We start from the raw sequence: 25,905 nt of genomic DNA, 5'->3' as shown, positions 1-25,905 counted from the left end.
GTCAAGCCAGCAGCTTGCGATCGGTCTTGCCGTACTTGATCGACTTCTCGTCCGGGATCATCAGGCCCGTGTGCTCGTCGCGGCCCTGCAGCAGGAAGCGCGCGTCCGGCTTGCCGATCTGCTCGGCCGCGAGCTTGCTGTCCGCGCCGATCTCGCCCTTCTTCATCCGGTTGACGATCACGCCGGCCGCGGTGTCCTTGAAGTCGCGCAGCATCCACGCGTCGCCGTCGCTGTCGCCGAACACCAGCAGCGGGCCGTAGCCCTTCTTCGACTCGAGGACGTTGCGGATGCCCACCGTCTTGCCGGGCCCCCAGTTGAAATGCCAGCCGGCCGGATACGTGCTCGTGTACTTGCCGTCCCGCATGTCGAGGCGCAGGCCGATCACGTTCCCGGGCGGCACGCCGTAGCCGTAGTTCGGATTGCCGGCGAACACGCGCACGACGTCGTCGAGCGACGCCGTGCTCACGTACACGTCGATGCCGTTCGCGCGCAGCGTGTGCATCACCGCGCGGATTTCCTCATGAATGCGAATGCCGTGGAAATGCGTGTCGGCCACCACGCCGGCCTTGCCCGGCAGCGTCTTCGGGCTTTCGTAGCGGACCTTGCGCAGCGCGTCGCCGATGCCGTGGTTGTTCGACGCTTCCGCCATCGCCTGCAGCTCGGCGGTCGTCATGTTCTGGTAGAAGTAGATGATCCACTTGTAGCCGATCTCGAGCGGATGCGTGTCGCAGATCGCGTCGTACATGAAGTACAGCTTCGCGCGGAAATCCTTGAACTGATCGGTCTCGCGAATCTCGTCGAGGCTCTTGTCGCCGCCGAATCCCTTGTAGTTCGCGTAGAGCCAGCGATAGTCGGATTCGACGTCGGCGGCGAGGTCTTCCATCGTCACCGGCTTGCCGTCCACCGTCGTGTAGTCCTTCATGAAGGCGCCCTTCGGCACGTCCTTCCACATCACGTCGACGAATTCGCCCGGCGTCAGCTTGTACTGCAGATGATCGATCTGGTACATCAGCAGCGCCTCTTCGCAGTCGTTCATGATGCACGTGTTGTCCCAGTCGAACACCGCGTACGGGCGGCGCTTTTCGTCGTAGCGCGCGCTCGCGACGCCATGCTGGTCAAGCACGGCCTGCAGGCGCGCGGCGTTGAACGGCGACCAGCGGCCCGGATCCAGCGCATCCGGCGCGGTTGCACGCTTCGCGTTGGCCGTGCCGGCCTTGAGCATCAGCGACGTCGCAGCGGTCGCCGCGGCAAGGGTATTCATGAACAGGCGGCGTTGCATGGTCTCTCTCCGTGGGAAATGTCGAATCGGCTTCGGTCGCTACCCGCGCGGCACACCGCGCACCGGCGGCTCATCGGCGCGGCGAAGCCGGGACGGCTCCGAACCGGGGGCGAATGATGTGACGAAATTATTTCGGCAATTTGACAGCGTCGCGCCGCGATGCGACGGGGAGTTGATCCGGCGCGACATGCCGGGCCGTCACGAGGCGGCCGCACGCGCGGCCATCCGGGCCGGCGCCGGCACCGGCACCGCTCGCGACACCTTCCGGCCGGCGCCCCCGATCCCCACGCATGCACGCCGGCGTTCATCCGCCCCACCCCCTGGAAACCTAGAGTCTCCCCTCCATTTCAGCCCTTCATTAGGACAAATCCTCACCCCCGGGGGCTGGCGTGCCGCGCCGAACCGGCTATCATCGTTACATTAATCAATGGCACATTAAATGCTGGCTGAATAATTCGCGACGGGAATACCCGCGGATGCATTCCGGATCAGCGCCCCCCGCTTTGCACAGGACCGGCGTGCGCCATGCGCGGGACCGGAGTCAGTGCTGAAGCACCCACACCGGTCGACAAGCGCTGAAGCGCCAACGCCGGCCGACATTTGGAGACGCATCATGGCCGACCACCCGCTGCCGGAAGTCCACCTCGACGAGCTGCCGCAATTCCGCGCGGTCCAGCAGCTTGCCTATCGCTGCGTCGAGACCGTCGGCGCGATGCTCTACCCCGGCATCACCGAGAAGGAAGCCACGCGCCTGCTGACCGAATGGCTGCAGGACCACGGCGTGCACGACTGGCTGCACAAGCCGTTCGCGTGGTTCGGCGACCGCACCGCGTTCGAGGGCTTCTCCGGCCTCAAGCACATGGGCGGCTTCAACCTCGCGTTCTTCCCAGGCAACCGTCAGCTCGAAACCGACATGCCCGTGATCCTCGACGTCGCGCCCGTGTTGAACGGGATCGTCGCGGACGTCGGCTACGCGCACTGCCTCGGCCAGAACCCGATCCTCGAACAGCTGCAGGACGACCTGATGGACCATCGCGACATGATCGTGCGGCTCGTGAAAGCGCGCCGCCCGATGGCCGAGGTCGCGCAGGCAGTCGACGCACTATGCCGCCGCCAGGGCGTCGAGCCGCGCCACAAGGCCTATCCGTTCAAGGTGCTCGCGCATCGCGTCGCGAAGATCCACAAGCTGTCGAAGCCGCGCTTCGTCGCGCGCTTCGGGCTGAACGCGACGCGCAACCTGCTGCTCGACCAGGGCCGCGCGGCAAAGCAGCAGGGCTGGTCGCCGCTGTGGTCGATCGACCGCCGCTCCGAACATGCCCCCGTGCCGGGCCTGTGGGCCGTCGAGCCGCATCTCGGCTTTGCCGGCGTCGGCGCGAAATTCGAGGAACTGCTGGTGATCACCGACGACGACGCGTACTGGCTCGACGACGACCTGCCGCACGTGCGCCGCTGGCAGCGCCGCCAGGCCGAACGCGCGCAGGCCGTCGCGACCGTGCCGGCCGCGGCCTGACGCGCACGCGTCGCGCCTTCCTCCCGAATCCCCGAATCCCTGAACGACGGACTCACGATGCAGCCTCTTTCCGACGAAGCGCCGCTGGCCCTGTTCGAATCGGTTCACAACGAGACGGCCGTCGCCTCCGGCGACCTGACGCTCGCGGTCAGGACCTGGGGCGACCCGGCCCGCTCGCCGGTCGTGCTCGTGCACGGCTACCCCGACGACAGCAGCGTGTGGCAGCAGGTCGCGCCGCTGCTCGCGCGCAAGCACCACGTGATCGCCTACGACGTGCGCGGCGCGGGCCTGTCCGGCGTGCCGAAGCGCACGGCCGACTACCACCTCGCGAAGCTGACCGACGACTTCATCGCGGTGATCGACACGCTCTGCCCCGGCCGCGCGGTGCATCTGGTCGCGCACGACTGGGGCTCGATCCAGGGCTGGGAATTCGTTACGGATCCGCGGCTCGCCGGCCGCATCGCGTCGTACACGTCGTGCTCGGGGCCGTGCCTCGACCACGTCGGCTTCTGGCTGCGCGAACGCGTGCTGCACCCGACGCCCGCGTCGCTGGCCAGGCTCGGCGGCCAGCTCGTGCGCTCGTGGTACGTGTACCTGTTCCACCTGCCGTTCATCCCCGAGCTCGGCTGGCGGCTGTGGCTCGGCCGCGCCTGGCCGGGCCTGCTGCGCCGGGTCGAGAAGACACCGGCCGCGCCGCGTGCGACGCAGGCCGACGACGGCGCGCGCGGCGTGCGCCTCTATCGCGCGAACTTCATCCGCTGCCTGTTCGCACCGCGCGAACGCTACGCGCACGCACCGGTGCAGACGATCGTGCCGCTCGGCGACAAGTATGTGAGCCCCGCATTGTCCGAGAACCTGTCGCGCTGGGTGCCGCAGTACTACCGTCGCGAAGTCGCGGCCGGCCACTGGCTGCCGCTCGCCGATCCCGCACGCTTCGCGGGCCTCGCCGAGCAGCTGATCGACGCGGTCGAATCGGGCGACGAACCGCCCGCGCTCGCGAACGCACGCCGCCGCGCGACCAGCGGCCGCTTCAGCGGCAAGGTCGCGGTCGTCACCGGCGCGGGCAGCGGCATCGGCCGCTGCGCGGCCCTCGCGTTCGCCCGCGAAGGCGCGACGGTCGTCGCGTGCGACATCGATCTCGCGAGCGCCGAGCGCACCGCGCTGCTGCTCGGGCTGACCGGCGCGCGGGCACACGCGAAACGCGTGGACGTCGGGTCCGCGGACGAGATGGAGGCACTTGTGGCGTGGGTCGGCAGCGAACTCGGCGGCGCGGACGTCGTGATCAACAACGCGGGCATCGGCATGGCCGGCGGCATGCTCGACACGAGCGAGCGGCACTGGGAGCGCATCCTGCACGTGAACCTGTGGGGCGTGATCCACGGCTCGCGGCTGTTCGCACGACAGATGGCCGCGCGCGGCACCGGCGGCCACATCGTCAACACCGCGTCGGCCGCCGCGTTCGGGCCGTCGCGCGACCTGCCCGCGTACGCGACGACGAAGGCCGCCGTGCTGATGCTCAGCGAATGCATGCGCGCGGAACTCGCGGAGCAAGGCATCGGCGTGACGGCCGTGTGCCCGGGTTTCGCGGAAACCGGAATCATGGCGTCGACGCAATACGCGGGCGCCAACGCACAGGACGAGGCACGGCTGCGCAAGCGCGCGACGAAGCTGTACCAGATGCGCGGCCTGAAGCCCGAGACCGTCGCGCAGGCGATGGTCGACGGCGTGCTGCGCAACCGGCCGGTCGTGGCGGTCGGCACCGAGGCGCACGCGCTGCGCTTCGTCGGCCGCTTCATGCCGTGGCTCGGCCGGATGCTCGCCCGCATCAGCATGGCATCGCATTGACGGCGCACGACGCCACACAGGAACGGAGACACCGATGACCGCTACCGCCGACTCTCACAAGATCAAGGCCCGGCACGTGAAGTTCGACTTCAGCGACACGCCGATCACCTGGGTGCCGGACGACCCGGGCAGCACGCACATCATCAACACGCTGAACCTGCTGTTCCCGGAAGGCGAGCTGTGGTTCTGCCGCGTGTACAACAAGGCGCTGCCGCAGATCACCGACGCGCGCCTGCGCGACGAGGCCGAAGGCTTCCTGCGCCAGGAAGCCGTGCATTCGCGCTCGCACGGCGGCGTGCTCAAGCATTACTACGACCGGCACGGGATCGACACGAAGCCGTTCACGCGGAAGCTGAACTGGCTGTTCACGCGCGTGCTCGGCGAAGCGCCGTTCGGGCTGAAGATCGGCCACACGCGCTTCTGGCTGCGGCAGCAGCTCGCGGTGATCGCATCGCTCGAACATTTCTTCGGCTATCTCGGCAACTGGGTGCTCAACGCGCACGGGCTCGACGCAAGCCGCGCCGACCCGACGATGGTCGACCTGCTGCGCTGGCATGGCGCGGAGGAAGTCGAGCACCGGACCGTCGCCTTCGACATCTACAACCACATGGGCGGCAGCTACCCGGAGCGCTGCGTGCACATGGCGTTCGTGATCGTGCTGCTGCTCTACTTCATCACGAGCGGCGCGCGGTTCATGTACCGGCGCGACCCGGCCGCCGGCCGCTATCCGGGTTTCGTTCTGTCGTGGTGGAAGGGTGCGCGGCGCGGCCACCTGCCGTCGTTCTGGAAGGTGATCGGCGCGGCGCTGCGCTACTTCAAGCCGGGCTATACGCCGCACCATGAAGGCTCGACCGAGCAGGCGCTTGCGTATCTGGCGCGCTCGCCGGCCGCGCAAGCCGCCGCGCACGGCGGCAACTGGGGCACGACGAAGGGCGCGTGACGGGGTTCGCAAGCGGGTTCGCAAGCAGGTTCGCGACGGTTTCGGCGGGGACGCCCGCCGAAATGCGTACAATCGCGGCTTCATTTCCCGGAGGTGCCGCGATGGCCATGAAGAAAACCGATCTAGAAAAGAACAAGGCGCTCAAGCTGACGCACGCGATGAAGCAGTCGAGCTCCGCGCGCTTCGGCAAGGGCGCCGAGGAAGCGGAGAAGCTCGATCGCCGCGCGCAGCGCAAGCTCGACCAGGAACAGGGCCTCGTGCCGTTCGCGTGCAAGCTCAACGCCGAACTCGTCGAACAGCTGAAGGCGCGCGCCGCCACCCATCCGAACGGGATGACGGGCCTGCTGTCCGAACTGCTCGTGAACGGCCTCGCGCAGCGCGACGCGTAATCGCCGTCTGTCTCGAAAATAGTCGTTGACAACGCCGTACGACATCGACAAACTCGTTCGCATGCCTACGTTCAAGCTCATCGCCATCGCGAATCATTGCCCGGTGAACATTCGAAAGAATGGATCACGGGAGGCGCTTGTGCGTTAGCATCCGAGCAGTACCGCATGTCACACAAGGCCTCACCGGAAACGGATGAGGCCTTTTTGTTCTGGTGCGCGTCATCCGTCCGGCTCAACGAATGGAGAAGACGATGGACCAGGCAAGCCCGTTGTTCGACCGTCCCGATTCGCGCCGCGCCGGCGCGATCGCGTTACCGACCGTCGTGATCCGTTTCGCGGTTGCGCCGCGCACGACATTGACCTGGCGCGCGCCGAGCGATGCGGAAATTCGTGCGCACGGCGCGCCGCTGTGGATCACGCGCCCGCCGAGCATCGACGATTACTGGGTGCAACCCGGCGACGTGCTGCGCATCGCGCGCGGCGATCGCATCTGGCTCGGCTCCGATGACGACCGGGCGGCCGAAGCGTCGATCACGACGGCGTACGTGCGGCGCGGCGACCGACTGAGACGCACGCTCGCGCGCATGCGACGTTTGCTCGCCGGACGATGGCGAAGACGGGATTGACGATGCGCTCTCACGCGCGCAACGGGACACCGGAACGCGCGGAATCACCGCATCCGGAAACGGACGCACCCGCGGCGCAACGCGCCGCAGGTGCGCATCGAATGACGCGGCACGCGCGTGCGTGCCGCGTGCGATCGCGCGCCGTGCGCAACCGTCACATGCATCGCATGCATCAGGTGCTGGCGGCGAGACGCGGGCCCGTGCTGCGGGGAGTGGAATCAAGGTCGGGGCGTTGCGTCGCCTGCGAGGTCACCCACGGGTCGATGCCCTGCTTCTGCACCTCCTCGAGAAATGACACCCGTGTGCGCCAGTAATCCGCTTGTAATTTCGCATCGATGACGCGCTGTTCGGCTGTGAACAGTTCCATGCGCGCCGTCACGAGCATCGACGCAGCGGTTTTTTCCGGCGTGGGGGCGTGCCGCATCGCCCAACGGCTGATCCAGTTCAACATGCTGACCTCCGTGATTACGGACGAACCCGCGTCGGGCAATCGCAACCGGTCGCGCCTGCCCGAACGCGCAACGACCGTCACCGCACTTCACCGCCTGGCCTGCACGGACTGCGACTCCCCCGCGTCGGCAACTACCGGCCGGCGTGTGTGCGCGGTGTATCCATCCTAGAAAGAGTTGCCGGTTAACGCGATGACGTCTTGCAATCTTTTACACAGAAACCACAGTCGGGCCCGCATCGCGAAATGACAGTTGCGGACGGGACGGCTTCGGCGCAGGATAGCCCGATATCTGCAACCGCCTGGACTGACGAATGGCCGCTGCACGCCGTCGCGCACCCGCGCCGGTCATGCGCGCGTTCGCGCACGCGCCGCGACCGCCCTGCATTCGTCCAGCTTGCGGGCAGGCCATTGCAGTCGCATGTCATCGTGTTGCGGCCGCGCGCTGCGCGTCCGGCACGCCGTTGCGCCCGCATCGGCCGGCACGGCCCGCCCGCCATCGAATCGTTTCCATCGTTTCCGCCCGCCCGCTTCGCGCGAACCGGTAAAATGCGCGCCTTCCTCGCGCGGCCGGCCTGTCCGACCGTTCGCGCGAACGCGGCCGATCGTGCCCCGCAACTATATCGTCCGAGCTATCCGCGCTATTACAATCCGCCGATAGCGTGGCAATAGTGGCTGGTTACAGTAGCCCGGCCGCGTGCTGCCTTTACAACAATTCGGCACAAACAACAAGCAACACGACAACCCGACCGGAGAAACGCCTATATGGAATCCATCAAGCGGTATTTCGGCTTCGCTGAAGCCGGCACCGACTTCCGCACCGAAATACTCGCGGGTGTCACCACGTTCCTGACGATGGCCTACATCATCTTCGTCAACCCCGCGATCCTCGGCGACGCCGGCATGCCGAAGGAATCCGTGTTCGTCGCGACCTGCCTCGTCGCGGCGCTGGCGTCGATCATCATGGGGCTGTACGCGAACTACCCGATCGCCTGCGCGCCCGGCATGGGCCTGAACGCATATTTCGCTTACACGGTCGTCAAGGGGATGGGTTTCACGTGGCAGGCCGCGCTCGGCGCGGTGTTCATCTCCGGCTGCCTGTTCCTGCTCGTCACGCTGTTCCGCGTGCGCGAAGCGATCGTCAACGGCATTCCGAAATCGCTGCGCATCTCGATCACCGCCGGCATCGGCCTGTTCCTCGGCATCATCTCGCTGAAGACGTCGGGCGTGATCGTCGGCAGCCCGGCCACGCTCGTCACGCTCGGCGACCTGCACAAGCACGACACGATCCTCGCGATCATCGGTTTCTTCACGATCGTCACGCTCGACCACCTGCGCGTGCGCGGTGCGATCCTGATCGGCATCATCGGCGTCACGATCCTGTCGTTCTTCTTCGGCGACAACCAGTTCCACGGCGTGTTCTCCGCGCCGCCGTCGATCGATGCGACGCTGTTCAAGCTCGACATCGGCGCCGCGCTGTCGACCGGCATCATCAACGTGATCCTCGTGTTCTTCCTCGTCGAGCTGTTCGATGCGACCGGCACGCTGATGGGCGTCGCGAACCGCGCGGGCCTGCTCGTCGAAGGCAAGATGCACCGCCTGAACAAGGCGCTGCTCGCCGACAGCACCGCGATCGTCGCGGGCTCGGTGCTCGGCACGTCGTCGACCACCGCGTATATCGAAAGCGCGTCGGGCGTGCAGGCCGGCGGCCGCACGGGCGTGACGGCGATCACCGTCGCGGTGCTGTTCCTCGCGTGCCTGTTCATCGCGCCGCTCGCCGGCGTCGTACCAGGCTACGCAACGGCACCGGCGCTGCTGTACGTGTCGTGCCTGATGCTGCGCGAGATGGTCGACGTGCCGTGGGACGACGCGACCGAAGCCGTGCCGGCCGCGCTGACCGCGCTGCTGATGCCGTTCACGTACTCGATCGCGAACGGCGTCGCGTTCGGCTTCATCGCGTACGGCGGCCTGAAGCTGCTGACGGGCCAGGCCCGCTCGGTCAAGCCGATCGTGTGGATCATCGCGGCCGTGTTCCTGTTCCGCTTCTTCTATCTCGGCAGCGAGTGATGCGCGCGCCTCGGTGCGACGCGCGATGAAACAACGCCACCTTCGGGTGGCGTTGTTGATTCCGGGTGCGGCACACGCCATGCGGCGATCGTGCACAACGGAAACGATACGTGATCCGAAGCGATCGATCGTCTTGCGGGATTGGGGCGATGGTCGGCGAGATCGGGGACAGCCGGATACGAACACGCACGAACGTCCGGGACGTGACGCGCGTACCCGCCGCCCGATGCGTCAGGCACACCGATACGACACGGGCGCCGGTATGCGGCGCCCGCTCCGTCGCCGCCCGGTCGTCCGGCTCAGCGCCAGTTCGCCTCGTAGAAGCGCACGTAGCCGCTGCGCAGCGTCACGCACTGCGCGCGCGTCTCGGACAACAGCCGCCGCGCGGCCGCCTCGATGCGCTCGCGGTGCTGATCGTACGCACCGACCATGTCCTCGAAGCGCGGCGATGCCGCACCGAAATGGTCCTCCAGCGCCTCGGCGGTGATCTGACATTGGACGCGCTCGCCATTGACCAGCGCCGTGAATCCAAGCATCAGGTCGCGCCCCGAATATTCGGGCTTCTCATTCGTGAAATGGATCTGCATGGGAGCCGCCTGTCCGGTAGAAAACACATGACCGCGTTCGTCGTCCGCTACCGGCCGGACGAATATGTACGCGGGCTCGCCGGCAGAGGCACGACCACGGGGTATGGCGCGGACAATGCATGCCGGTTGCATTCCACTTTAGACGGTTTCGCGCAGGAGGCAAAATTTGCGATGTGCGTCGTTCCGACGCGCATTTCCTCAGACCAGCACGACATCCGGCACCGTTTGCCGAATGGGCATCAATGAGGATCGGTGGGCCAGATGTTCAGCGAGATCGCGGCGGTCGTGGCGCCCACCGCGATCGCGGCCGCACCGTATTGCACCGCGTCGATCAGGTCGAACAGCAGACCGTGGATCGCCACGGCGATGCCGCCCAGCATGATGAAGGTGGCGATGGCCGCCAGCACGACTCTCAGTTCCGTCCGAACCATGATGCGTCTCCCGAACGGATGCATGTCACGTCGCATGCATGTTGCGATGCGGAACACGGCGCGTGCGTGTTCCATTTCCATCATTGCAGGCGGGTGCTTAAAAGCAAGCGGTTTTTGTACGCGGTCGCGCAACGCGCGCCGCGCTTGTATGATGAGGCGATATCGATCGCGGCGGCCCGGGCGGCGGATGGTGCGGTGCAAGGCGTCAAGGTGGAGCGACCGCGAAGCATGGCGTTCCAGTTGGCGCTGAAGCGCTAACTGGGGCCGACCGCGAAGCATGGGGCCTCAGTAAGCGCTAAAGCGCTAACTGGACCGACCGCGAAGCATGGGGCCCCAGTAAGCGCTGAAGCGCTAACTGGACCGACCGCGAAGCATGGGGCCTCAGTAAGCGCTAAAGCGCTAACTGGACCGACCGCGAAGCATGGGGCCTCAGTAAGCGCTAAAGCGCTAACTGAGGCCGACAGGAGACAAGACATGCCTCAATCTTTCGTGCTGCCCGCCACCGCGGGCCGCAACGACCTGCTCGCGCAGGCGCATGCCCGTTCAACCGCGGTCGGCCTGCGCGCAAACGAGCGCCCCGATTTCTCGCCGCTGTCGCGACTCGCGCTGCGCGAACTGCTCGACACGAACCACGCATTGTTCGCGCACGCGCGCCCCGTGATGGAGAACCTCCACTCGCAGATCGCCGACACGCAAAGCCTCGTGCTGCTCACCGACGCCGACGGCGTGATCCTGCACAGCATCGGCGACGCGGACTTCATCGAGAAAGCCAACCGCGTCGCACTGTGCACCGGCGTGTCGTGGGCCGAAGGCGCACGCGGCACCAACGCGATCGGCACCGCGCTCGCCTCGGGCCAGGCAGTCGCCGTGCATGGGCCCGAACACTTCCTGCGCGCGAACCATATCCTCACCTGCTCGTGCGCGCCGATCATCGACCCGTTCGGCCGCACGCTCGGCACGCTCGACGTGAGCGGCGATCCGCGCGGCTTCAGCCCCCATACGCTCGCGCTCGTGCGGATGTCCGCGCAGCTGATCGAAAACCACCTGTTCGCGAACCAGTGCGCGGAAGCGCTGCGGCTGCGCTTCCACGCTCACGAGGATTGCGTCGACTCGCTGTTCGCCGGACTCGTCGCGTTCGGCCCCGACGGCGGGCTGATCGCCGCGAACCGCAGCGCGCAATTCCAGCTCGGCGCAACGTTCGATGCATTGCAGCATCAAGGCTGCGATGCGCTGTTCGGGATGCACTTCGGCCAGCTCGCCCAGCAGGCGGCCCGCGCGCCCGGCGCACCGTTCCGCCTCACGCTGTCGACCGGCGTGCGCGTGCTCGCGCGCTGCGAATTCGCGGAAGCACACAAGACGACCGTCGCCGTCACGCCGCCCGCGCCCGCCGTGCGCGTGCGGGCGCCGGACCCCGACGCAATCACGTTCGCGACACTCGACACCGGCGATGCGCGAATGGCCGCCGTGCTCGAACGCGTCGCGAAGATCCGCGGACGCGACCTGCCGTTGCTGATCCTCGGCCAGACGGGCACCGGCAAGGAATGGCTCGCGCGTGCGCTGCACCAGGCTTCGCCACGCGCGGACGGCCCGTTCGTCGCGGTCAACTGCGCGGCACTGCCGGATTCGCTGATCGAGGCCGAACTGTTCGGCTATGAGGACGGCGCCTTCACTGGCGCCCGCAAGCGCGGCAGCCCCGGCAAGATCGCGCAGGCCGACGGCGGCACGCTGTTTCTCGACGAAATCGGCGACATGCCGCTCGCGCAGCAGGTCAGGCTGATGCGCGTGCTGCAGGAGCGCGCGGTGATGCCGCTCGGCGGCGCACGCGCGGTGCCGGTCGACGTGCGCGTGGTCTGCGCGACCCACCGCGACCTGCGCGCGATGATCGCGGAAGGCACGTTCCGCGAAGACCTGTTCTACCGGATCAACGGACTCGCGGTCACGCTGCCGGCGCTCTCCGCGCGCACCGACCTGCCCGCGCTGGTCGAGCGGATCCTCGCGCGGCTCGCGCGCAGCGAACCGATGCCGAGCCGCCTCGCGGCCGACGTGCTCGACGCGTTCATGCGGCACCGCTGGCCCGGCAACCTGCGGCAAATGACCAACGTGCTGCGTACGGCCGGCATGCTCGCCGAGGACGAACCCGAAATCACGCTCGCGCACCTGCCCGACGATTTCTGGCTCGACTGCGACCACGCGCCCGCGGCGCAAGCCGCCGCAGCGGCCGACACGCGCGAAGCGACGACGCTGCAGAGCCACCAGGCCGCGGTGATCGACGCGGTGCTCGCGCGGCACGGCGGCAACGTATCGGCCGCCGCGCGTGAGCTCGGACTCGCGCGCAATACCGTGTACCGCTACCTGCGGCGACACTGACGTCCGGGCCGGCCGCATGCGGCTTCGGGTATGCTTGGCGCTCGCCTTGCCGCCGCTTCGCCGCCCGTTTCGCCGCCCACTTCGCCGCCCGTTTCGCCGCCCGCTTCGACCCATGACCGATCCCGACCACCCGCCTCTCGTGCGCATCGAGCCGCTCGGCGCGACGTTCGACGCCCCCGATTCGCTGACGCTGCTCGAAGCCGCCGCGTTCGCGCACGTCAGGCTGCCGCGCTCGTGCCGCAACGGCACGTGCCGCAGCTGCCTGTGCAGGATCGTCAGCGGAAGCGTACGCTATACGATCGAATGGCCGGGACTGAGCCGCGACGAAAAGGCCGACGGCTATACGCTGCCGTGCGTGGCCGTCGCGACCTCCGATGTCGTGCTCGACGTGCCCGACGCGGAGATGATCGACTGATCGCGGCGCGCGGCCGCGCGCCGTCCCGCAACGATGATGCCTGCGTGGAGAATGTGATGACCCAGCCAATCGATCCCATCGAGAAACAAGCCGTGCTCGCCGCGCCGCTGGCGCGCGTGTGGGAAGCCGTCAGCAATGCCGGGGAGTTCGGCACCTGGTTCGGCGTGACGTTCGACGGGCCGTTCGTGGCCGGCCGGCCGCTGTTCGGCCGCATCACGCCGACGCGCGTCGACGACGACGTCGCCAAGGCACAGGAGCCGTATGCGGGCGCCGTGTTCGAAATCGTCGTCGATCGCGTCGAGCCGAAGCAACTGTTCTCCTTTCGCTGGCACCCGTTCGCGATCGATCCGAACGTCGATTACGCGTCCGAGCCGATGACGCTCGTCACCTTCATGCTCGCGGAAACCGACGGCGGCACGCTGCTGACGGTCACCGAAACGGGTTTCGACCAACTGATCGAGGCGCGCCGTGCGAAGGCGCGCGAGATGAACGATCAGGGCTGGGCCGCGCAGATGATGCTGATCACGAAATATCTGGCGAAGCACGCGTAAGCGCGCCGCGCGTCATTCCCGGTATCCGCGTGCCCGCATGCGATGCGCTGCGGGCGCGTGGCATAATCCGCACCATCGCCGTCCACCCGCCGCCGCGCATCGCATGCTGAGTCGTCGTCTCCGGAAGATCGTCAGTCTGATCGGGATGCTCGCCATCCTGATGACGGCGCTCGCGCCGACGATCTCGCAGGCGCTGACCACGCAAGGCCGCGTCGACGCGCTGCTCGCCGGTTACTGCACGGCCGGGCCGGCTGGCGGCGATCACGCGGGCGATGCGTCGTCGACGAGCCTGCAGGCCCATCTGCAGGCTTGCGGCTATTGCAGCCTGCTTGCCCATACGCCAGCCCTGCCCGCGCCCGAACTCACGTTCGCGGCCAACGTTCAACTCCTCCTGCATCGCGAAGCAACCCGCTTCGAAAGCCTGCGCCGCACGCTGCCGCTCACGGCCGCGCAACCGCGCGCCCCGCCGTTCGCGTCCTGATTCGTCGTCACCGCGCGTGATGCCGTCGCGCATCGCGCCGTCCGCACGCGCTGCGCGTGCATGACGTGTCACGTTTCGAAGGACGATCACGTTTCACCGTATCGCTTGCGGCGTCGTGCCGTGCATGCGCTCGTGCGCGAACGTGCGGCGACACGCGGAACGCATCGTTTCCCTGCCATCTCCAACGGAATCACCCAGCCATGAAAACCACCTCCTTTGTCCGCGGCGCACTCGTCGCACTCTGCTTCGTCGTCGCGCAGGCCGCTCACGCACACGCACATCCGAAAACCCTCGAGCCGGCCGCCGACGCCACGCTGTCGAGCGCGCCGCACGCAGTCACGATCGACTTCAGCGAAACGCTCGAACCCGCATTCAGTTCGATTGCGGTCACGGACAGCCACGGCCAGTCGGTCGCCGACGGGAAATCCGCTGTCGACGCCGGCAACCGGAAGCGGATGCAGGTCGCGCTGGCGAACCTGACGCCCGGCACGTATACGGTCGCATGGGTTGCAGTGGCGAGCGACGGGCATCGCACGCACGGTCACTACTCGTTCACGCTGAAGTAATGCAGACGACGCTCGCGCGGCCATCTTCGATACCCGATCAGGAACACAACCGATGAAACGCTCGATTCCGACCAGCCTGCTGTTTGCCCTGCTGGCACTGCAAGCGCCCGCCACGTTCGCCGCATCGACCGTACAGGCCGATGCGTGCTGGATCCGCACGATGCCGGCGACGGTGCCGTCGTCCGGCTACTTCACGCTGAAGAACGACGGCGACAAGCCCGTCACCCTCACGGGCATCGATACGCCCGCGTACGGGATGGCGATGATCCACGAAACGCAGACGGCCGGCAGCACCGCGAAGATGGTGCACGTCGACGCGGTCGACGTGCCTGCGCACGGCACCGTGACATTCAGGCCGAAGCACTATCACGTGATGCTGGAGGAGCCGCGCAAGCCGGTCGCGCCCGGCGCGAAGGTGCCGTTCCGGCTGCATTTCGCCGACGGCTCGACGGTGTCCGTGAGCTGCGACGCGAAGGCGCCTTCCTATACCGGCCAGTAATGCCGCATACGCAACGACCGATGGAGACGAACATGAGCAAGGAACGCCTGCCGCTGGCTGACCGGATCGTCCGCTACCGGACACCGCTGAATGTCGCCGTGCTGATCGTCTGCGGGTTATGGGCGGCGTGGGTCGCCTGGATCACGCGGCCGTCGGCAATCGATGCGCCGTTGTCGATCGCCACATACTGCGTGCGCGACACGCGTTGATGTCGTGCGTCGGTCGGGGTGATTCGCATGGTCGTGGCATCATGCACGGATTCACCCCGATCGCCGAACCCGTCTCCCGGAGCGCCGCATGTCCATTCAGACCTGGATGCTGTTTGCCGCAGCCTATCTCGTCACGACGCTGTCGCCGGGCCCCAACGTGCTGCTCGTCATCCGCAACACGGTGCGATACGGGTCACGCGGCACCGCCGCGACGATCGCGGGCAACCTCGTCGCGCAGGCCGTGGTGGTCGTGCTCGTCGCACTCGGCGTCGGCGCGGTGCTGGCGGCAATGCCGCCGTTGTTCATCGCGATGAAGATCATCGGTGCCGCGTATCTGATCTTTCTGGGCATCCGGCAGTTGCGCGGCGACCGGAAGGCCGCTGCGTCGACCGGCGCAACGGAGACCGCCATGCCCGATCGCAGGAAGCTGTTCCGTGAAGCGCTGTTCGTCTCGGGCAGCAATCCGAAGACGATGATCTTCGTGTCGGCGTTCATGCCGCAGTTCATCGCGCACGATCGCCCGCTCGCGATGCAGTTCGTCGTGATGTACGCGACGATCGCATGCACCGTCGTCGTGGTGCACAGCGTCTATTCGTTCGGCGTGCGCCGGCTTCATCACGGCATCGGCGCCAGCCCGTTCGTCCGCGCGGCCAAGCGCGCCAGCGGGCTGCTGTTCGTCGGTCTCGGGATCAGGCTGCTGACCGCTCGGCAGGCATAAGCATCAGCACGGCGCCTGCCGGCGCCGGAGCGCGGACGGAATCGTCAATCCTTCCACGCGCCCAGCACGGCCGCAATCCGGTCGAACGACGGCCGCGCATCGATATCCTCGTTCAGACACGCGGCAACCAGCGCTTCGAGTGCGGGCGAACCCTGCCACGCACGCGGCTCGCTTCTGTCGAGCAACTCGCCGAGCAGATAGCCGAACGCCCTGACTTCCAGCCGTTCGAGCCGCGCCGCGCGCTCGCGGTCGTTCACGTCGTAGACCGACGCCGCGCCGAAATCGCCGAGCAGCGCGCCGCCCTCGTCGTCGCGCAGGATGTTGTGCGCGTACAGGTCGCCATGCATGATGCCGCGCGCGTGGAGATGGGCGGCGACCGATGCGATGCCGTGCGCGATCCGCACCGCCGCTGCCGGCTCGAATCGCGCATCTGCCGCATACACGTCGCGCGTGCAGGACGCGAAGCTCGGCGGCCCGGCGAGATTCGTCAGCGCCGGATCGACCAGCGCCATCACGAGACCGTGCGTGCCGTCCGGATGGCCGTGCACCTTGCCGATCACCGGAATCATGTTCGGGTGGCGCCCTGCATGCAGGCAGGCGGCCATTTCGCAGTCGGGCAGGCCGTCGCTCGTCACCGCGCCCTTGAACAGCTTGACCGCGACCGCGCGCGGCGCCTGGCCGTCCGCCCGCCACTGCGCGCGGTAGATGACGCCCGATGCGCCTTCCCCGAGCTTCTGGCCGCAGGTGAGCGACGTCCAGTCGATGTCCGCGACGCCCGGCTCGGCCGAAGCCGCTGCTTCAGGCGCGGCGCCGAGCGGATTGCCCGCGGACGCGAGCCACGCGAGACGCGGCAGGCGCAGCAGCCAGTCCGGCAGCGCGTCGAGCCGGTTCGCCGACAGGCGCACCAGTTCGAGCGCACGGCAGCCCGCCATGTCGGCGGGCAGCGCCCGCAGCCGGTTGCCCGCGAGCATCAGCTTCTGCAAGCGCGAGCAAGCGCCGATGTCGGCGGGCAGTGCGTCGATTTCGTTGTCGGTCAGGATCAGCCAGCGCAGCGCGCGCGGCAGCGAACCCCGCGGCACCGTGCGGATCCGGTTCGCCTTGAAGCCGATCATGTCGAGCTGCGCACACGTGCCGAGGACTTCGGGGAATGCGGTGAAGCGGTTGCCGGACGCGAACAGGATGCGCAGGCGATGCAGCCGCGACAGGTCGTCCGGCAGCGCGGACAGCGCATTGCCGGACAGGTCGAGTACTTCGAGCGTGTCCGCCAGATCGAAGATCTCGCGCGGGAATTCGGTCAGCCCGCACGCGAGCTTGAGTTGCCGGGCGCCCGACAGCTGGCCGGACTGCAGTTGTTCGAGGGTCGTCGTCACGGGGAGGAAACAGGTTGCGGTTGCGATGATCGTCGGATCGATCCGGCGAATTTTACCGGGATCGCTTTCGCCTCCCCCGCAACCGTGTCACACCCCCTTCACAAATGCACAATGTGACGCTAGAATTGCGCCCCTGCAGTGCCGACGTGGTGAAATTGGTAGACACGCTATCTTGAGGGGGTAGTGGCGAAAGCTGTGCGAGTTCGAGTCTCGCCGTCGGCACCAGATACGGTTTTCACCGTGTTTCGGGCATTTGCAAGAAACCGCGACAGCGCAACGCTTCGCGGTTTTTTTGTTTGTGCCGTGTTCGCCGCGATGTCGTTTGAATCCGGGATACGCAGGGTATCTCGACACGAGAGACTGTCCGCTCATCAGAATGGTTTGCCGAGTTGCCGGCTTCTCGAGCGATCACGCAAAAGCACTGCCCCGTCCTTACAGCACCGGCAACACCGCCCGAATGTGCTCCGCAAACACCGCCGTCAAATGCGACGGCCGTTTCCGGTCGAACCGCAGCGTAATGCCCACCGTCGGCAACAGCGGCAACCCGCGATCGCCGGCGAGGATCGCCAGATCGGCGGGCACCGCCGTCTGCGTCATCACCGCGAACGCCTGCCCCGAACGCACCAGCGCGGTCAGCCCCGCCAGGCTGCTGCTCGCATACGCGACGCGATAATCACGGCCCGCGCGCTGCAATGCATCGCAGGCCGCGATGTGATCGAGCGTATCGGGATCGGAAAGCGCGAGCTGCAACGGATCGAACTGCGCGGCGTCCAGCCCCGGATAACCGATCCAGACCAGTTGCTCGCGACGGATGAAATCGTCCGTCGACCCATCGTCCGGCAACGAGATCATCGCGAGATCAACCGCCCGCTTGTCGAGGTGTTCAAGCAACCGCGGCGTCGGCCCGCACACGACCTCGACAATCGCCTGCGGATGCTGGCTCGAGAACTGCCGCAGCAGCGACGGCAGGAACACGGCCGCGTAATCGTCCGGGCAGCCGAACCGGATGGTGCCCGACAACCCCGTGCCGCACAGATCGGCCATCGCCTCGTCGTGCTGCCGCAGGATGCGCTGCGCATGCACGAGCAGCCGCTCGCCGGGGTGCGTCAGCAGCACGCCGCGGCCGGTGCGCTGGAACAGCGGCTGGTCGACACTCTCCTCGAGCCGCCGCATCTGCTGGCTGAGCGCGGACTGCGTGCGGCCGACCCGCGCCGCCGCGCGGCTCAACGAACGCACCTCGGCGATGACGACGAACGAGCGCAGCAGGTCGATTTCGAGCGAGCGTCCCAAGGTATTAGCTCCTTTTCTACCTTGCATAAGAACTATTCGTTTCCATAAAACCAGACCGGCGCCTAGACTGCAAGCGATCCCTGCCCTTGTCCGGAGAAGCCCGATGTCCCTGAACGACGACGCAACCTTCTGGCACAACGCCAGGCAGCACCTGATCCGCTACGGCGGCACGTTCGAGCCGATGATCATCGAGCGCGCGCAAGGCAGCTTCGTCTACGACGCCAACGGCCGCGCGATCCTCGATTTCACGTCGGGCCAGATGAGCGCGGTGCTCGGGCACAGCCACCCGGAGATCGTCTCCGTCATCAGCGAATACGCGGGCAAGCTCGATCACCTGTTCAGCGGGATGCTGTCGCGCCCCGTCGTCGACCTCGCGACGCGCCTCGCCGACATCACGCCGCCCGGGCTCGATCGCGCGCTGCTGCTGAGCACCGGCGCGGAATCGAACGAAGCGGCGATCCGGATGGCGAAGCTCGTCACCGGCAAGTACGAGATCGTCGGCTTCGCGCAGTCGTGGCACGGCATGACGGGCGCCGCGGCGTCGGCCACATACAGCGCCGGCCGCAAGGGCGTCGGCCCGGCCGCCGTCGGCTCGTTCGCGATTCCGGCGCCGTTCACGTACCGGCCGCGCTTCGAACGCAACGGCACCTACGACTATCTCGCCGAACTCGATTACGCGTTCGACCTGATCGATCGCCAGTCGAGCGGCAACCTCGCGGCGTTCATCGCGGAACCGATCCTGAGTTCGGGCGGCATCATCGAACTGCCCGAAGGCTACATGGCGGCGCTCAAGCGCAAGTGCGAGGAGCGCGGAATGCTGCTGATCCTCGACGAAGCGCAAACCGGCGTCGGACGCACCGGCACGATGTTCGCGTGCCAGCGAGACGGCGTGACGCCCGACCTCCTCACGCTGTCGAAGACCCTTGGCGCCGGGCTACCGCTCGCGGCCGTCGTCACGTCGGCACAGATCGAGGAACGCGCACACGAGCTCGGCTACCTGTTCTACACGACGCACGTGTCGGACCCGCTGCCGGCCGCGGTCGGCCTGCGCGTACTCGACGTGGTGCAGCGCGACGGCCTCGTCCAGCGCGCGAACGTGATGGGCGACCGGCTGCGGCGCGGGCTGCTCGACCTGATGGAGCGCTTCGACTGCATCGGCGACGTGCGCGGGCGCGGACTGCTGCTCGGCGTCGAGATCGTCAAGGATCGGCGAACGAAGGAACCGGCGGACGGCCTCGGCGCGAAGATCACGCGCGAGTGCATGAACCTCGGGCTCAGCATGAACATCGTGCAGTTGCCCGGCATGGGCGGCGTGTTCCGGATCGCGCCGCCGCTGACGGTCAGCGAAGCGGAAATCGATCTCGGGCTGTCGCTGCTGGAACAGGCGATTGGACGCGCGCGGTAACAGAATGACGAGCAGAACGACAAGCGCAACGCCGCACGCACACAGCGGGCGGCAAGGTTCGAGCAGGACGCGGCGTGCCGCGCCGCGCGCCCCATCGCCTAGTCATGCCTCCCGATCCGAAACAAGCTGCGCAACTCGTCGTGATTATGTACGTTGAGCCTGCGATAGATCTTGCGAACATGATCGACGACCGTGCTGTCGCGCAGCGCGAAGCCACGCGCAATCTCGCTGTGCGAGCGGCCCAGCACGAGCTGCTCGCAGAGTTCGCGCTGCCGTTCGGTCAGGCCGAACGCGAAACCGAGCCGTTCGATCGTCAGCTTGAGCGGCGGAAAGTGTTCGATATAGATCACGATCGCGAAATCGCGTTGCATTGCGGCCGCGTCGGTGCATCGATAGGCCATGAACCGGAAACGGCCTGCATTATTGCGACGCTCGACCGTCGGGGGCGGCGCCGGATAGCCGCGCCAGATCCGGTTGATGTTCGATCGCAGCGGCGTGAGCCAGTCCGGCAAGCGTTCGTGACGATAGAACGCGAGCGGCTCGCCGGTCGCGAGCGACAGCATCCGGATGCTGTCTGCGTTGTGCAGCAGGAGCCGGCCATCGTCGTCGACCACCATGATGGCGGACTGGCTGCATTCCGATTCGTGCAGCGTTGGCTGCACCGGCCGCGACAGCGCATGGGCAAGATGCCGTGCCACGGGTTCGATGTCGCGATGGTTCTGTTCCGAGAACGGACGACAGCCTGATGCGCGCGACAGCAGCAGGCTGCCCCAGCCGCGCGTGCCGTCCGTCGCGGTCAGCTCGAGACAGTGGCGCATCGACACCGGCCGCCACAGGTCCGCATACATCTCGCTCGACAGTAATGCATCGTCGTAGTGTGCGCTGTTGTCGAAACCGCGCCCGCGGCGCATCGCATCGGAAAACGTGATGCCCAGCACCTCCTGCCGGGAAGTGTTGTGGATGTTCGCGAAATACGTCGGCAATAATGTGTACACAGCATCGTTTTCGCTGCACACGTCCGACACTGCGTAGTGCTCGTCGGCATAGAAGAACATGCCCCAATCGGCACCGACGATGCGCCGGGTCGCCTCAATCACATGAGGAATGACGAGATGCGGCTCGACGGCGAGCGAACAGAGCCGACGAATATGACTGGTTAGCGCGACGTGCTTGTCAGACATGAATGCGCTCCTCGAGCGTGCGCCGGATTCGTTCACACGTTCCGCGATACCCATCCAGCTTAGACATTCCACATGACAACGACGGCATTTACCCCCTTTCAAGAGGGCGTCAATCCGGCGCGCGGGTTCTATCATTCCGCCATTCCGGTTGCATGTGCGTGACGAATCCATTGCGGCGTTCGACATCCGGAATTTGTCCGACGCAATGCAATTGCGGCGGAATCAGCCGCACGCATGCGGCGTGTCGACCTACGCGGACGTTGCGGAATCCGCGTCGGTCGCGTGGTGGTGGTTGCATCGCTTTTTCATGTGAGGTGCCACGATGAAGAGCATGTACAAGGCGGCAGTGGCCGTCATCTGTGTGGTGGGCGCATCGGGGCTCGCTCGGGCTCAGGACGAGGGCGCCGCGGCGGCGTCGAGCAAGCCGTCCAACGCGGCGATCAGCGCGACGTCGATGGGCAGCATGCCCAGCGCCGGCTCGCAGGCGGGCGGACCGACCGGGCTCACGCGCGCGCAAGTGAAGCAGGAATACTTGCGTATGCAGAAGTCGGGGGAACTCCAGCGTCTCAACGAGTTGTATGGCGGCGGCCAGTAGCCGCGCGCGCCGGCATCGACCGCTTCCGGCTCACGCGGCTGTTCCAGTCCGCGTATGGCACGTCGCCGCACGCATACGTGGTGCATCTGCGCCTGCGCGCCGCGCGCCGGTTGCTCGCGGCCGGCCGCACGCCGGCCGAGGCCGCCGCGGATGCCGCGAATGCCGGTTTCTCCGACCAGAGCCACCTGGGTCGCTGGTTCCGCCGCGCGTACCGGATGACGCCGTCCGCCTGTCGCTGGATGTGCACAAACGTTCCAGACTGACCGCGCAAGTTTCTGTCGGAATGTAGCCGAATTCGCTACGATCGAAGCCGAATCAGCTACAAAATTCCGGTAGACCGCCGGCCCGTTGCAGGCCGGCGGCTTCCCTCGTCAACCGCCGAGGTACGCCTGCTTGATCCGGTCGTTCGCGAGCAGGTTCGCGCCCGTATCGGCGAGCACCACGCGCCCCGTTTCGAGCACGTAGCCGCGATCGGCCACACCCAGCGCCTTGTTCGCATTCTGCTCGACCAGGAACACCGTGACGCCCTCGTCGCGAATCGTCCGGATGATGTCGAAGATCTGCGCGATCACGAGCGGCGCGAGACCAAGCGTCGGCTCGTCGAGCAGCAGCAGGCGCGGCTTGCTCATCAGCGCGCGGCCGATCGCCAGCATCTGCTGCTCGCCGCCCGACATCGTGCCGGCCCGCTGCGCCGCGCGTTCCTTCAGGCGCGGAAACAGCTTGAACACGTGCTCGATGCCGTCGTCGATCTCGTGGCGGCTCGCGAAGAAGCCGCCCATCTTCAGGTTCTCGAGCACCGTCAGGCTCGGGAACACGCGCCGCCCTTCCGGCGAGATCGCCATCCCCTGCCGCATGATCTGGTGCGTCGACATCGCGGTGATGTCGTTGCCCTCGAACAGCACGCGGCCCGACGATGCGCGCGGCGTGCCGCACACGGTCATCATCAGCGTCGTCTTGCCGGCGCCGTTGCTGCCGATCAGCGTGACGATCTCGCCCTTGTTCACCTCGATCGACACGCCCGCGAGCGCCTCGACCGCGCCGTAGTGCGTATGGACCTGTTCCAGCTTCAGCATCACTCTTCCCCCAGATACGCCTTGATCACGCGCGGGTCGTTGCGGACCGCTTCCGGCGTGCCGATCACGATCGGCCGGCCGTGCTCCATCACGAGGATGCGGTCCGATACGCCCATCACGAGGCTCATGTCGTGTTCGATCAGCAGCACCGATACGCCGAACTCGTGGCGCAGCGTGTCGATCAGGTGCTGCAGCTCGATTTTTTCCTGCGGGTTGAGACCGGCCGCCGGCTCGTCGAGCATCAAGAGGCGCGGCTCGGTGATCATGCAGCGCGCGATCTCCAGACGCCGCTGGTGCCCGTACGACAGCGTGCCGGCCGGCCGGTTGGCGACCGACGTCAGCCCCATCCGGTCGAGCCACACGGCCGCGCGCTCGAGCGCTTCCTGCTCGGCGCGGCGATACGCGGGCGTCGAGAAGAGGCCCGGCAGCAGCCCCGACTTCACCTTGCGATGCTGCGCGACCAGCAGGTTCTCGACAACCGTCAGCGACTTGAACAGGCGGATGTTCTGGAACGTGCGCACCAGGCCCTTCACCGCGATCTGGTGGCTCGGCAGCCCGCCAATCGCGTGGCCGTCGAGCACGACGTCGCCGCCGGTCGGCTTGTAGAAACCGCCGACGCAATTGAACACCGTGGTCTTGCCCGCGCCGTTCGGCCCGATGATCGCGAACACCTCGTTGCGGCGCACGTCGAAATCGATGCCGTCCACCGCGAGCAACCCGCCGAAGCGCATCTGCAGCCCGGCGACCTTCAACAATTCTGCGTTCGCGCTCATTGCGGCAGCTCCACGTGGGGACGGCTCGCGGGCAGCAGGCCCTGCGGACGCCACATCATCATCAACACCATCACCAGACCGAAGATCAGCATCCGGTACTCGGCGAAGCCGCGCGCGACTTCCGGCAGCACGGTCAGCAGGATCGCCGCGAGAATCACGCCGAGCTGCGAGCCCATCCCGCCGAGCACGACGATCGCGAGAATCAGCGCCGATTCGATGAAGGTGAACGATTCAGGATTCACGAGGCCCTGACGCGCCGCGAAGAACGCGCCGCCGATGCCCGCGAACGCCGCGCCGAGCGTGAACGCCGACAGCTTGATGCGCGTCGGGTTCAGACCCAGCGAACGGCATGCGATCTCGTCGTCGCGCAGCGCTTCCCATGCGCGGCCCATCGGCATGCGGATCAGGCGGCTCGTCACGAACAGCGTGAAGCCGACCAGCACCAGCGCGATCAGGTACAGGAAGATCACCATGTGCTCGCCGCTGTATTCCAGCCCGATCAGTTCATGGAAGGTCTTCGCGCCTTCGACGCTCGCCGAGCGCGCCATCTCGAAGCCGAACACCGTCGGCTTCGGAATGCTCGAGATGCCGTCCGGGCCGCCCGTGAGGCTCGTCAGGTTGTTCGCGAGCAGGCGGATGATTTCGCCGAAGCCGAGCGTGACGATCGCGAGATAGTCGCCGCGCAGGCGCAGCACCGGGAAGCCGAGCAGGAAGCCGAACGTCGCCGCCGCGATCGCCGCGATCGGCAAACACGCCCAGAACGACAGCCCGAAATACTGGTTCAGCATCGCGTACGTATAGCCGCCGACCGCGTAGAACCCGACATAGCCGAGATCCAGCAGCCCCGCGAAGCCGACCACGATGTTCAGCCCGAGGCCGAGGATCACGTAGATCAGCGCGAGCGTCGCGACGTCCACCGCGCCGCGCGAGCCGAAGAACGGCCACACCAGCCCGACCGCGAGCAGCACCCAGATGATCGCGCGCTGCTGCTGCGCGCCCATCGCAGGCGCCGCCGGCAGCTTCACCGCCGATTTCGCGCGCACGAGCCACGGCTTGAACAGCTGGAACAGGAACACGGCCGCGACCGCGATCCACACCGGGCGCCAGTGCGGCGTCAGCACCACCTGATAGCCTTCGAGCTTCAACTGCAGGCCGAGCACCGGAATCGTGAGGATCGCCGTCAGGAGCGCGGCGGCCACGGCATTCTTCAGCGCCTGGCCGACCGAAGCGTCGGCCGCCGGGCGGCGAATGGAAATGACTTGACTCATCTGCGTCTCCCTCAGACCTTTTCGATGTCCGACTTGCCGAGCAGGCCGGTCGGGCGGAAGAGCAGGATCAGCACGAGCAGGCCGAACGCGACCACGTCCTTGTACTCGGCCGGCATGTAGCCCGCGGCGAAGGTTTCAGCAAGGCCGAGCAGCACGCCGCCGAGCATCGCGCCCGGGATGCTGCCAATCCCGCCGAGCACTGCGGCGGTGAACGCCTTGATGCCCGCGACGAAGCCGATATACGGATTCAGCTTGCCGATCGTCAGCCCGATCAGCACGCCGCCGACGGCGGCCAGCATCGCGCCGAGCACGAACGTGAACGAGATCACGCGGTTCGTGTCGATGCCGAGCAGGTTCGCCATCTTCATGTCCTCGGCGCACGCGCGACACGCCCGGCCCATCCGCGAATGCGAGATGAACAGCGTGAGCGCGATCATCAGCACGATCGTCACGCAGACGATCAGCAGGCGCGCATACGGGACGGTCACGTCGAAGTCGCCGCCGAGATGGATCTCGAACGCGCCGGAGATCAGCACCGGCACCGACACGTCGCGCGCGCCCTGGCCGATCTGCACGTAGTTCTGCAGGAAGATCGACATGCCGATCGCGGAGATCAGCGGCACCAGGCGCGGGCCGCCGCGCAGCGGACGATACGCGACGCGCTCGACCGCGAAGCCGTACAGCCCGGTGACGATCACCGACACGATCAGTGCGGCGCCGAGCACGAGCGGCAGCGGATAGCCGGCGGAGATGCCGATTGCCGTGAGGGTCACGAGGCCCACGTACGCGCCGATCATGTAGATCTCGCCGTGGGCGAAGTTGATCATGCCGATGATGCCGTAGACCATCGAATAGCCGATGGCGATCAGCGCATAGATCGCACCCAGCGTCAGGCCGTTGACCAGCTGCTGGGCGAATTGAGGAAAGAAGTCAGTCATGTGCGGGAAGCTCCCGTTGGCGCTGGGTCGCATGCCGTCGCCGGATCACGGCGTTCGGCCGCGCGCAACGCACGGTGTCGTCTC

Annotated in this window: 27 protein-coding genes, 1 tRNA gene and 1 pseudogene; 18 read left to right on the top strand and 11 right to left on the bottom strand. The window is 66.9% G+C overall.

What is annotated here, in order from left to right; genetic code table 11:
- Position 1: 1 nt before the first annotated feature.
- The gene (locus DIE22_RS05315) at positions 2 to 1,279 is read right to left on the bottom strand and encodes a haloacid dehalogenase-like hydrolase (protein WP_124495328.1); all 1,278 of its coding nucleotides are present in this window, start codon (positions 1,277 to 1,279) and stop codon (positions 2 to 4) included.
- A 613-nt stretch (positions 1,280 to 1,892) separates the two neighbouring features.
- Between DIE22_RS05315 and DIE22_RS05310 the strand changes: the two genes are divergently transcribed.
- The 5 genes from DIE22_RS05310 (at position 1,893) to DIE22_RS05290 (ending at position 6,589) form a co-directional block, all read left to right on the top strand.
- The gene (locus DIE22_RS05310) at positions 1,893 to 2,789 is read left to right on the top strand and encodes a M24 family metallopeptidase (RefSeq protein ID WP_124495326.1); all 897 of its coding nucleotides are present in this window, start codon (positions 1,893 to 1,895) and stop codon (positions 2,787 to 2,789) included.
- A 57-nt stretch (positions 2,790 to 2,846) separates the two neighbouring features.
- Positions 2,847 to 4,634, top strand: coding sequence for an SDR family oxidoreductase (locus DIE22_RS05305; protein ID WP_124604665.1), 1,788 nt, complete (start codon positions 2,847 to 2,849; stop codon positions 4,632 to 4,634).
- A gap of 34 nt (positions 4,635 to 4,668) precedes the next feature.
- A complete protein-coding gene (locus DIE22_RS05300; protein ID WP_124604664.1) occupies positions 4,669 to 5,574 on the top strand; it encodes a metal-dependent hydrolase in 906 nt (301 codons plus the stop codon).
- Positions 5,575 to 5,675: 101 nt separating this feature from the next.
- A complete protein-coding gene (locus DIE22_RS05295; RefSeq protein WP_124495320.1) occupies positions 5,676 to 5,963 on the top strand; it encodes a hypothetical protein in 288 nt (95 codons plus the stop codon).
- Between the two features lie 251 nt (positions 5,964 to 6,214).
- Positions 6,215 to 6,589, top strand: a complete 375-nt coding sequence (locus DIE22_RS05290; protein WP_124495318.1) for a DUF2917 domain-containing protein — start codon at positions 6,215 to 6,217, stop codon at positions 6,587 to 6,589.
- A 172-nt stretch (positions 6,590 to 6,761) separates the two neighbouring features.
- Here the strand turns inward: DIE22_RS05290 and DIE22_RS05285 are convergent, their stop codons facing one another.
- Positions 6,762 to 7,040 (bottom strand): hypothetical protein, encoded by a 279-nt coding sequence (locus DIE22_RS05285; RefSeq protein ID WP_124495316.1) that lies wholly within the window; start codon positions 7,038 to 7,040, stop codon positions 6,762 to 6,764.
- A gap of 762 nt (positions 7,041 to 7,802) precedes the next feature.
- Between DIE22_RS05285 and DIE22_RS05270 the strand changes: the two genes are divergently transcribed.
- Positions 7,803 to 9,104 (top strand): NCS2 family permease, encoded by a 1,302-nt coding sequence (locus DIE22_RS05270; protein ID WP_124495312.1) that lies wholly within the window; start codon positions 7,803 to 7,805, stop codon positions 9,102 to 9,104.
- A gap of 299 nt (positions 9,105 to 9,403) precedes the next feature.
- Here DIE22_RS05270 and DIE22_RS05265 read toward each other — a convergent pair whose 3' ends face one another.
- Positions 9,404 to 9,691 carry a DUF1488 domain-containing protein gene (locus DIE22_RS05265; RefSeq protein WP_014898618.1) on the bottom strand — a complete coding sequence of 96 codons (288 nt, stop codon included), beginning with the start codon at positions 9,689 to 9,691 and terminating at the stop codon, positions 9,404 to 9,406.
- Between the two features lie 27 nt (positions 9,692 to 9,718).
- Here DIE22_RS05265 and DIE22_RS05260 point away from each other — a divergent pair, with 27 nt between their 5' ends.
- Positions 9,719 to 9,937, top strand: coding sequence for a hypothetical protein (locus DIE22_RS05260; protein ID WP_124495310.1), 219 nt, complete (start codon positions 9,719 to 9,721; stop codon positions 9,935 to 9,937).
- Here DIE22_RS05260 and DIE22_RS38655 read toward each other — a convergent pair.
- Positions 9,931 to 10,206, bottom strand: a complete 276-nt coding sequence (locus DIE22_RS38655; protein ID WP_311767427.1) for a DUF2964 family protein — start codon at positions 10,204 to 10,206, stop codon at positions 9,931 to 9,933. The two genes, DIE22_RS05260 and DIE22_RS38655, sit on opposite strands and share 7 nt — an antisense overlap.
- 390 nt (positions 10,207 to 10,596) lie before the next feature.
- Here DIE22_RS38655 and DIE22_RS05245 point away from each other — a divergent pair, with 390 nt between their 5' ends.
- The 8 genes from DIE22_RS05245 (at position 10,597) to DIE22_RS05215 (ending at position 15,928) form a co-directional block, all read left to right on the top strand.
- Entirely contained in the window at positions 10,597 to 12,489 is a 1,893-nt protein-coding gene (locus DIE22_RS05245) for a sigma-54-dependent Fis family transcriptional regulator (RefSeq protein WP_124495304.1), read from the top strand.
- 112 nt (positions 12,490 to 12,601) lie between these two features.
- On the top strand, positions 12,602 to 12,904 hold the full coding sequence (locus tag DIE22_RS05240; RefSeq protein WP_124495302.1) for a 2Fe-2S iron-sulfur cluster-binding protein: 303 nt from the start codon (positions 12,602 to 12,604) through the stop codon (positions 12,902 to 12,904).
- A gap of 56 nt (positions 12,905 to 12,960) precedes the next feature.
- Positions 12,961 to 13,455 (top strand): SRPBCC family protein, encoded by a 495-nt coding sequence (locus DIE22_RS05235; protein ID WP_124604663.1) that lies wholly within the window; start codon positions 12,961 to 12,963, stop codon positions 13,453 to 13,455.
- 103 nt (positions 13,456 to 13,558) lie between these two features.
- Positions 13,559 to 13,936 carry a DUF2946 domain-containing protein gene (locus DIE22_RS05230; RefSeq protein ID WP_124604662.1) on the top strand — a complete coding sequence of 126 codons (378 nt, stop codon included), beginning with the start codon at positions 13,559 to 13,561 and terminating at the stop codon, positions 13,934 to 13,936.
- Positions 13,937 to 14,136: 200 nt separating this feature from the next.
- Entirely contained in the window at positions 14,137 to 14,502 is a 366-nt protein-coding gene (gene copC, locus DIE22_RS05225) for a copper homeostasis periplasmic binding protein CopC (protein WP_124604661.1), read from the top strand.
- A 52-nt stretch (positions 14,503 to 14,554) separates the two neighbouring features.
- Positions 14,555 to 15,001: a copper chaperone PCu(A)C gene (locus DIE22_RS05220; RefSeq protein WP_124495294.1), complete on the top strand. Its 447-nt coding sequence runs from the start codon at positions 14,555 to 14,557 to the stop codon at positions 14,999 to 15,001.
- Positions 15,002 to 15,033: 32 nt separating this feature from the next.
- A complete protein-coding gene (locus DIE22_RS38070; RefSeq protein ID WP_185640550.1) occupies positions 15,034 to 15,210 on the top strand; it encodes a hypothetical protein in 177 nt (58 codons plus the stop codon).
- Between the two features lie 88 nt (positions 15,211 to 15,298).
- Complete coding sequence (locus DIE22_RS05215; RefSeq protein WP_124495292.1) at positions 15,299 to 15,928, top strand: LysE family translocator; 630 nt, start codon at positions 15,299 to 15,301, stop codon at positions 15,926 to 15,928.
- 44 nt (positions 15,929 to 15,972) lie between these two features.
- Here DIE22_RS05215 and DIE22_RS05210 read toward each other — a convergent pair whose 3' ends face one another.
- The gene (locus DIE22_RS05210) at positions 15,973 to 17,298 is read right to left on the bottom strand and encodes a leucine-rich repeat-containing protein kinase family protein (RefSeq protein WP_124604660.1); all 1,326 of its coding nucleotides are present in this window, start codon (positions 17,296 to 17,298) and stop codon (positions 15,973 to 15,975) included.
- 140 nt (positions 17,299 to 17,438) lie between these two features.
- On the opposite strand from DIE22_RS05210, the gene DIE22_RS05205 reads away from it, so the two are divergent.
- A tRNA-Leu gene (locus tag DIE22_RS05205) sits at positions 17,439 to 17,523 on the top strand.
- Positions 17,524 to 17,730: 207 nt separating this feature from the next.
- Here DIE22_RS05205 and DIE22_RS05200 read toward each other — a convergent pair.
- Complete coding sequence (locus tag DIE22_RS05200) at positions 17,731 to 18,615, bottom strand: LysR family transcriptional regulator (RefSeq protein WP_185640549.1); 885 nt, start codon at positions 18,613 to 18,615, stop codon at positions 17,731 to 17,733.
- A gap of 76 nt (positions 18,616 to 18,691) precedes the next feature.
- Between DIE22_RS05200 and DIE22_RS05195 the strand changes: the two genes are divergently transcribed.
- Entirely contained in the window at positions 18,692 to 19,993 is a 1,302-nt protein-coding gene (locus tag DIE22_RS05195) for an aspartate aminotransferase family protein (RefSeq protein ID WP_124495276.1), read from the top strand.
- Positions 19,994 to 20,091: 98 nt separating this feature from the next.
- Here the strand turns inward: DIE22_RS05195 and DIE22_RS05190 are convergent, their stop codons facing one another.
- Complete coding sequence (locus DIE22_RS05190; RefSeq protein ID WP_260426614.1) at positions 20,092 to 21,309, bottom strand: helix-turn-helix transcriptional regulator; 1,218 nt, start codon at positions 21,307 to 21,309, stop codon at positions 20,092 to 20,094.
- A 456-nt stretch (positions 21,310 to 21,765) separates the two neighbouring features.
- Here DIE22_RS05190 and DIE22_RS05180 point away from each other — a divergent pair.
- Positions 21,766 to 22,032 (top strand): annotated as a pseudogene (locus tag DIE22_RS05180) (helix-turn-helix domain-containing protein); the annotation flags it as partial.
- Between the two features lie 108 nt (positions 22,033 to 22,140).
- Here DIE22_RS05180 and DIE22_RS05175 read toward each other — a convergent pair.
- The 4 genes from DIE22_RS05175 to livH are packed head-to-tail and all read right to left on the bottom strand — an operon-like array spanning position 22,141 to position 25,821.
- Positions 22,141 to 22,842 (bottom strand): ABC transporter ATP-binding protein, encoded by a 702-nt coding sequence (locus DIE22_RS05175; protein ID WP_006484776.1) that lies wholly within the window; start codon positions 22,840 to 22,842, stop codon positions 22,141 to 22,143.
- Positions 22,842 to 23,615: a high-affinity branched-chain amino acid ABC transporter ATP-binding protein LivG gene (livG, locus tag DIE22_RS05170; RefSeq protein WP_124495272.1), complete on the bottom strand. Its 774-nt coding sequence runs from the start codon at positions 23,613 to 23,615 to the stop codon at positions 22,842 to 22,844. The genes DIE22_RS05175 and livG overlap by 1 nt, the downstream gene beginning before the upstream one ends.
- Entirely contained in the window at positions 23,612 to 24,883 is a 1,272-nt protein-coding gene (locus tag DIE22_RS05165) for a high-affinity branched-chain amino acid ABC transporter permease LivM (protein ID WP_124495271.1), read from the bottom strand. The genes livG and DIE22_RS05165 overlap by 4 nt, the downstream gene beginning before the upstream one ends.
- 11 nt (positions 24,884 to 24,894) lie before the next feature.
- Positions 24,895 to 25,821: a high-affinity branched-chain amino acid ABC transporter permease LivH gene (gene livH / locus DIE22_RS05160; RefSeq protein WP_034181013.1), complete on the bottom strand. Its 927-nt coding sequence runs from the start codon at positions 25,819 to 25,821 to the stop codon at positions 24,895 to 24,897.
- Positions 25,822 to 25,905: the final 84 nt, after the last annotated feature.

Source organism: Burkholderia sp. Bp9142 (assembly GCF_003853415.1).
Lineage (GTDB): Bacteria > Pseudomonadota > Gammaproteobacteria > Burkholderiales > Burkholderiaceae > Burkholderia.
Note: the sequence above shows the minus strand (reverse complement) of the source record. Positions and strands in the feature narration are given on the sequence as shown.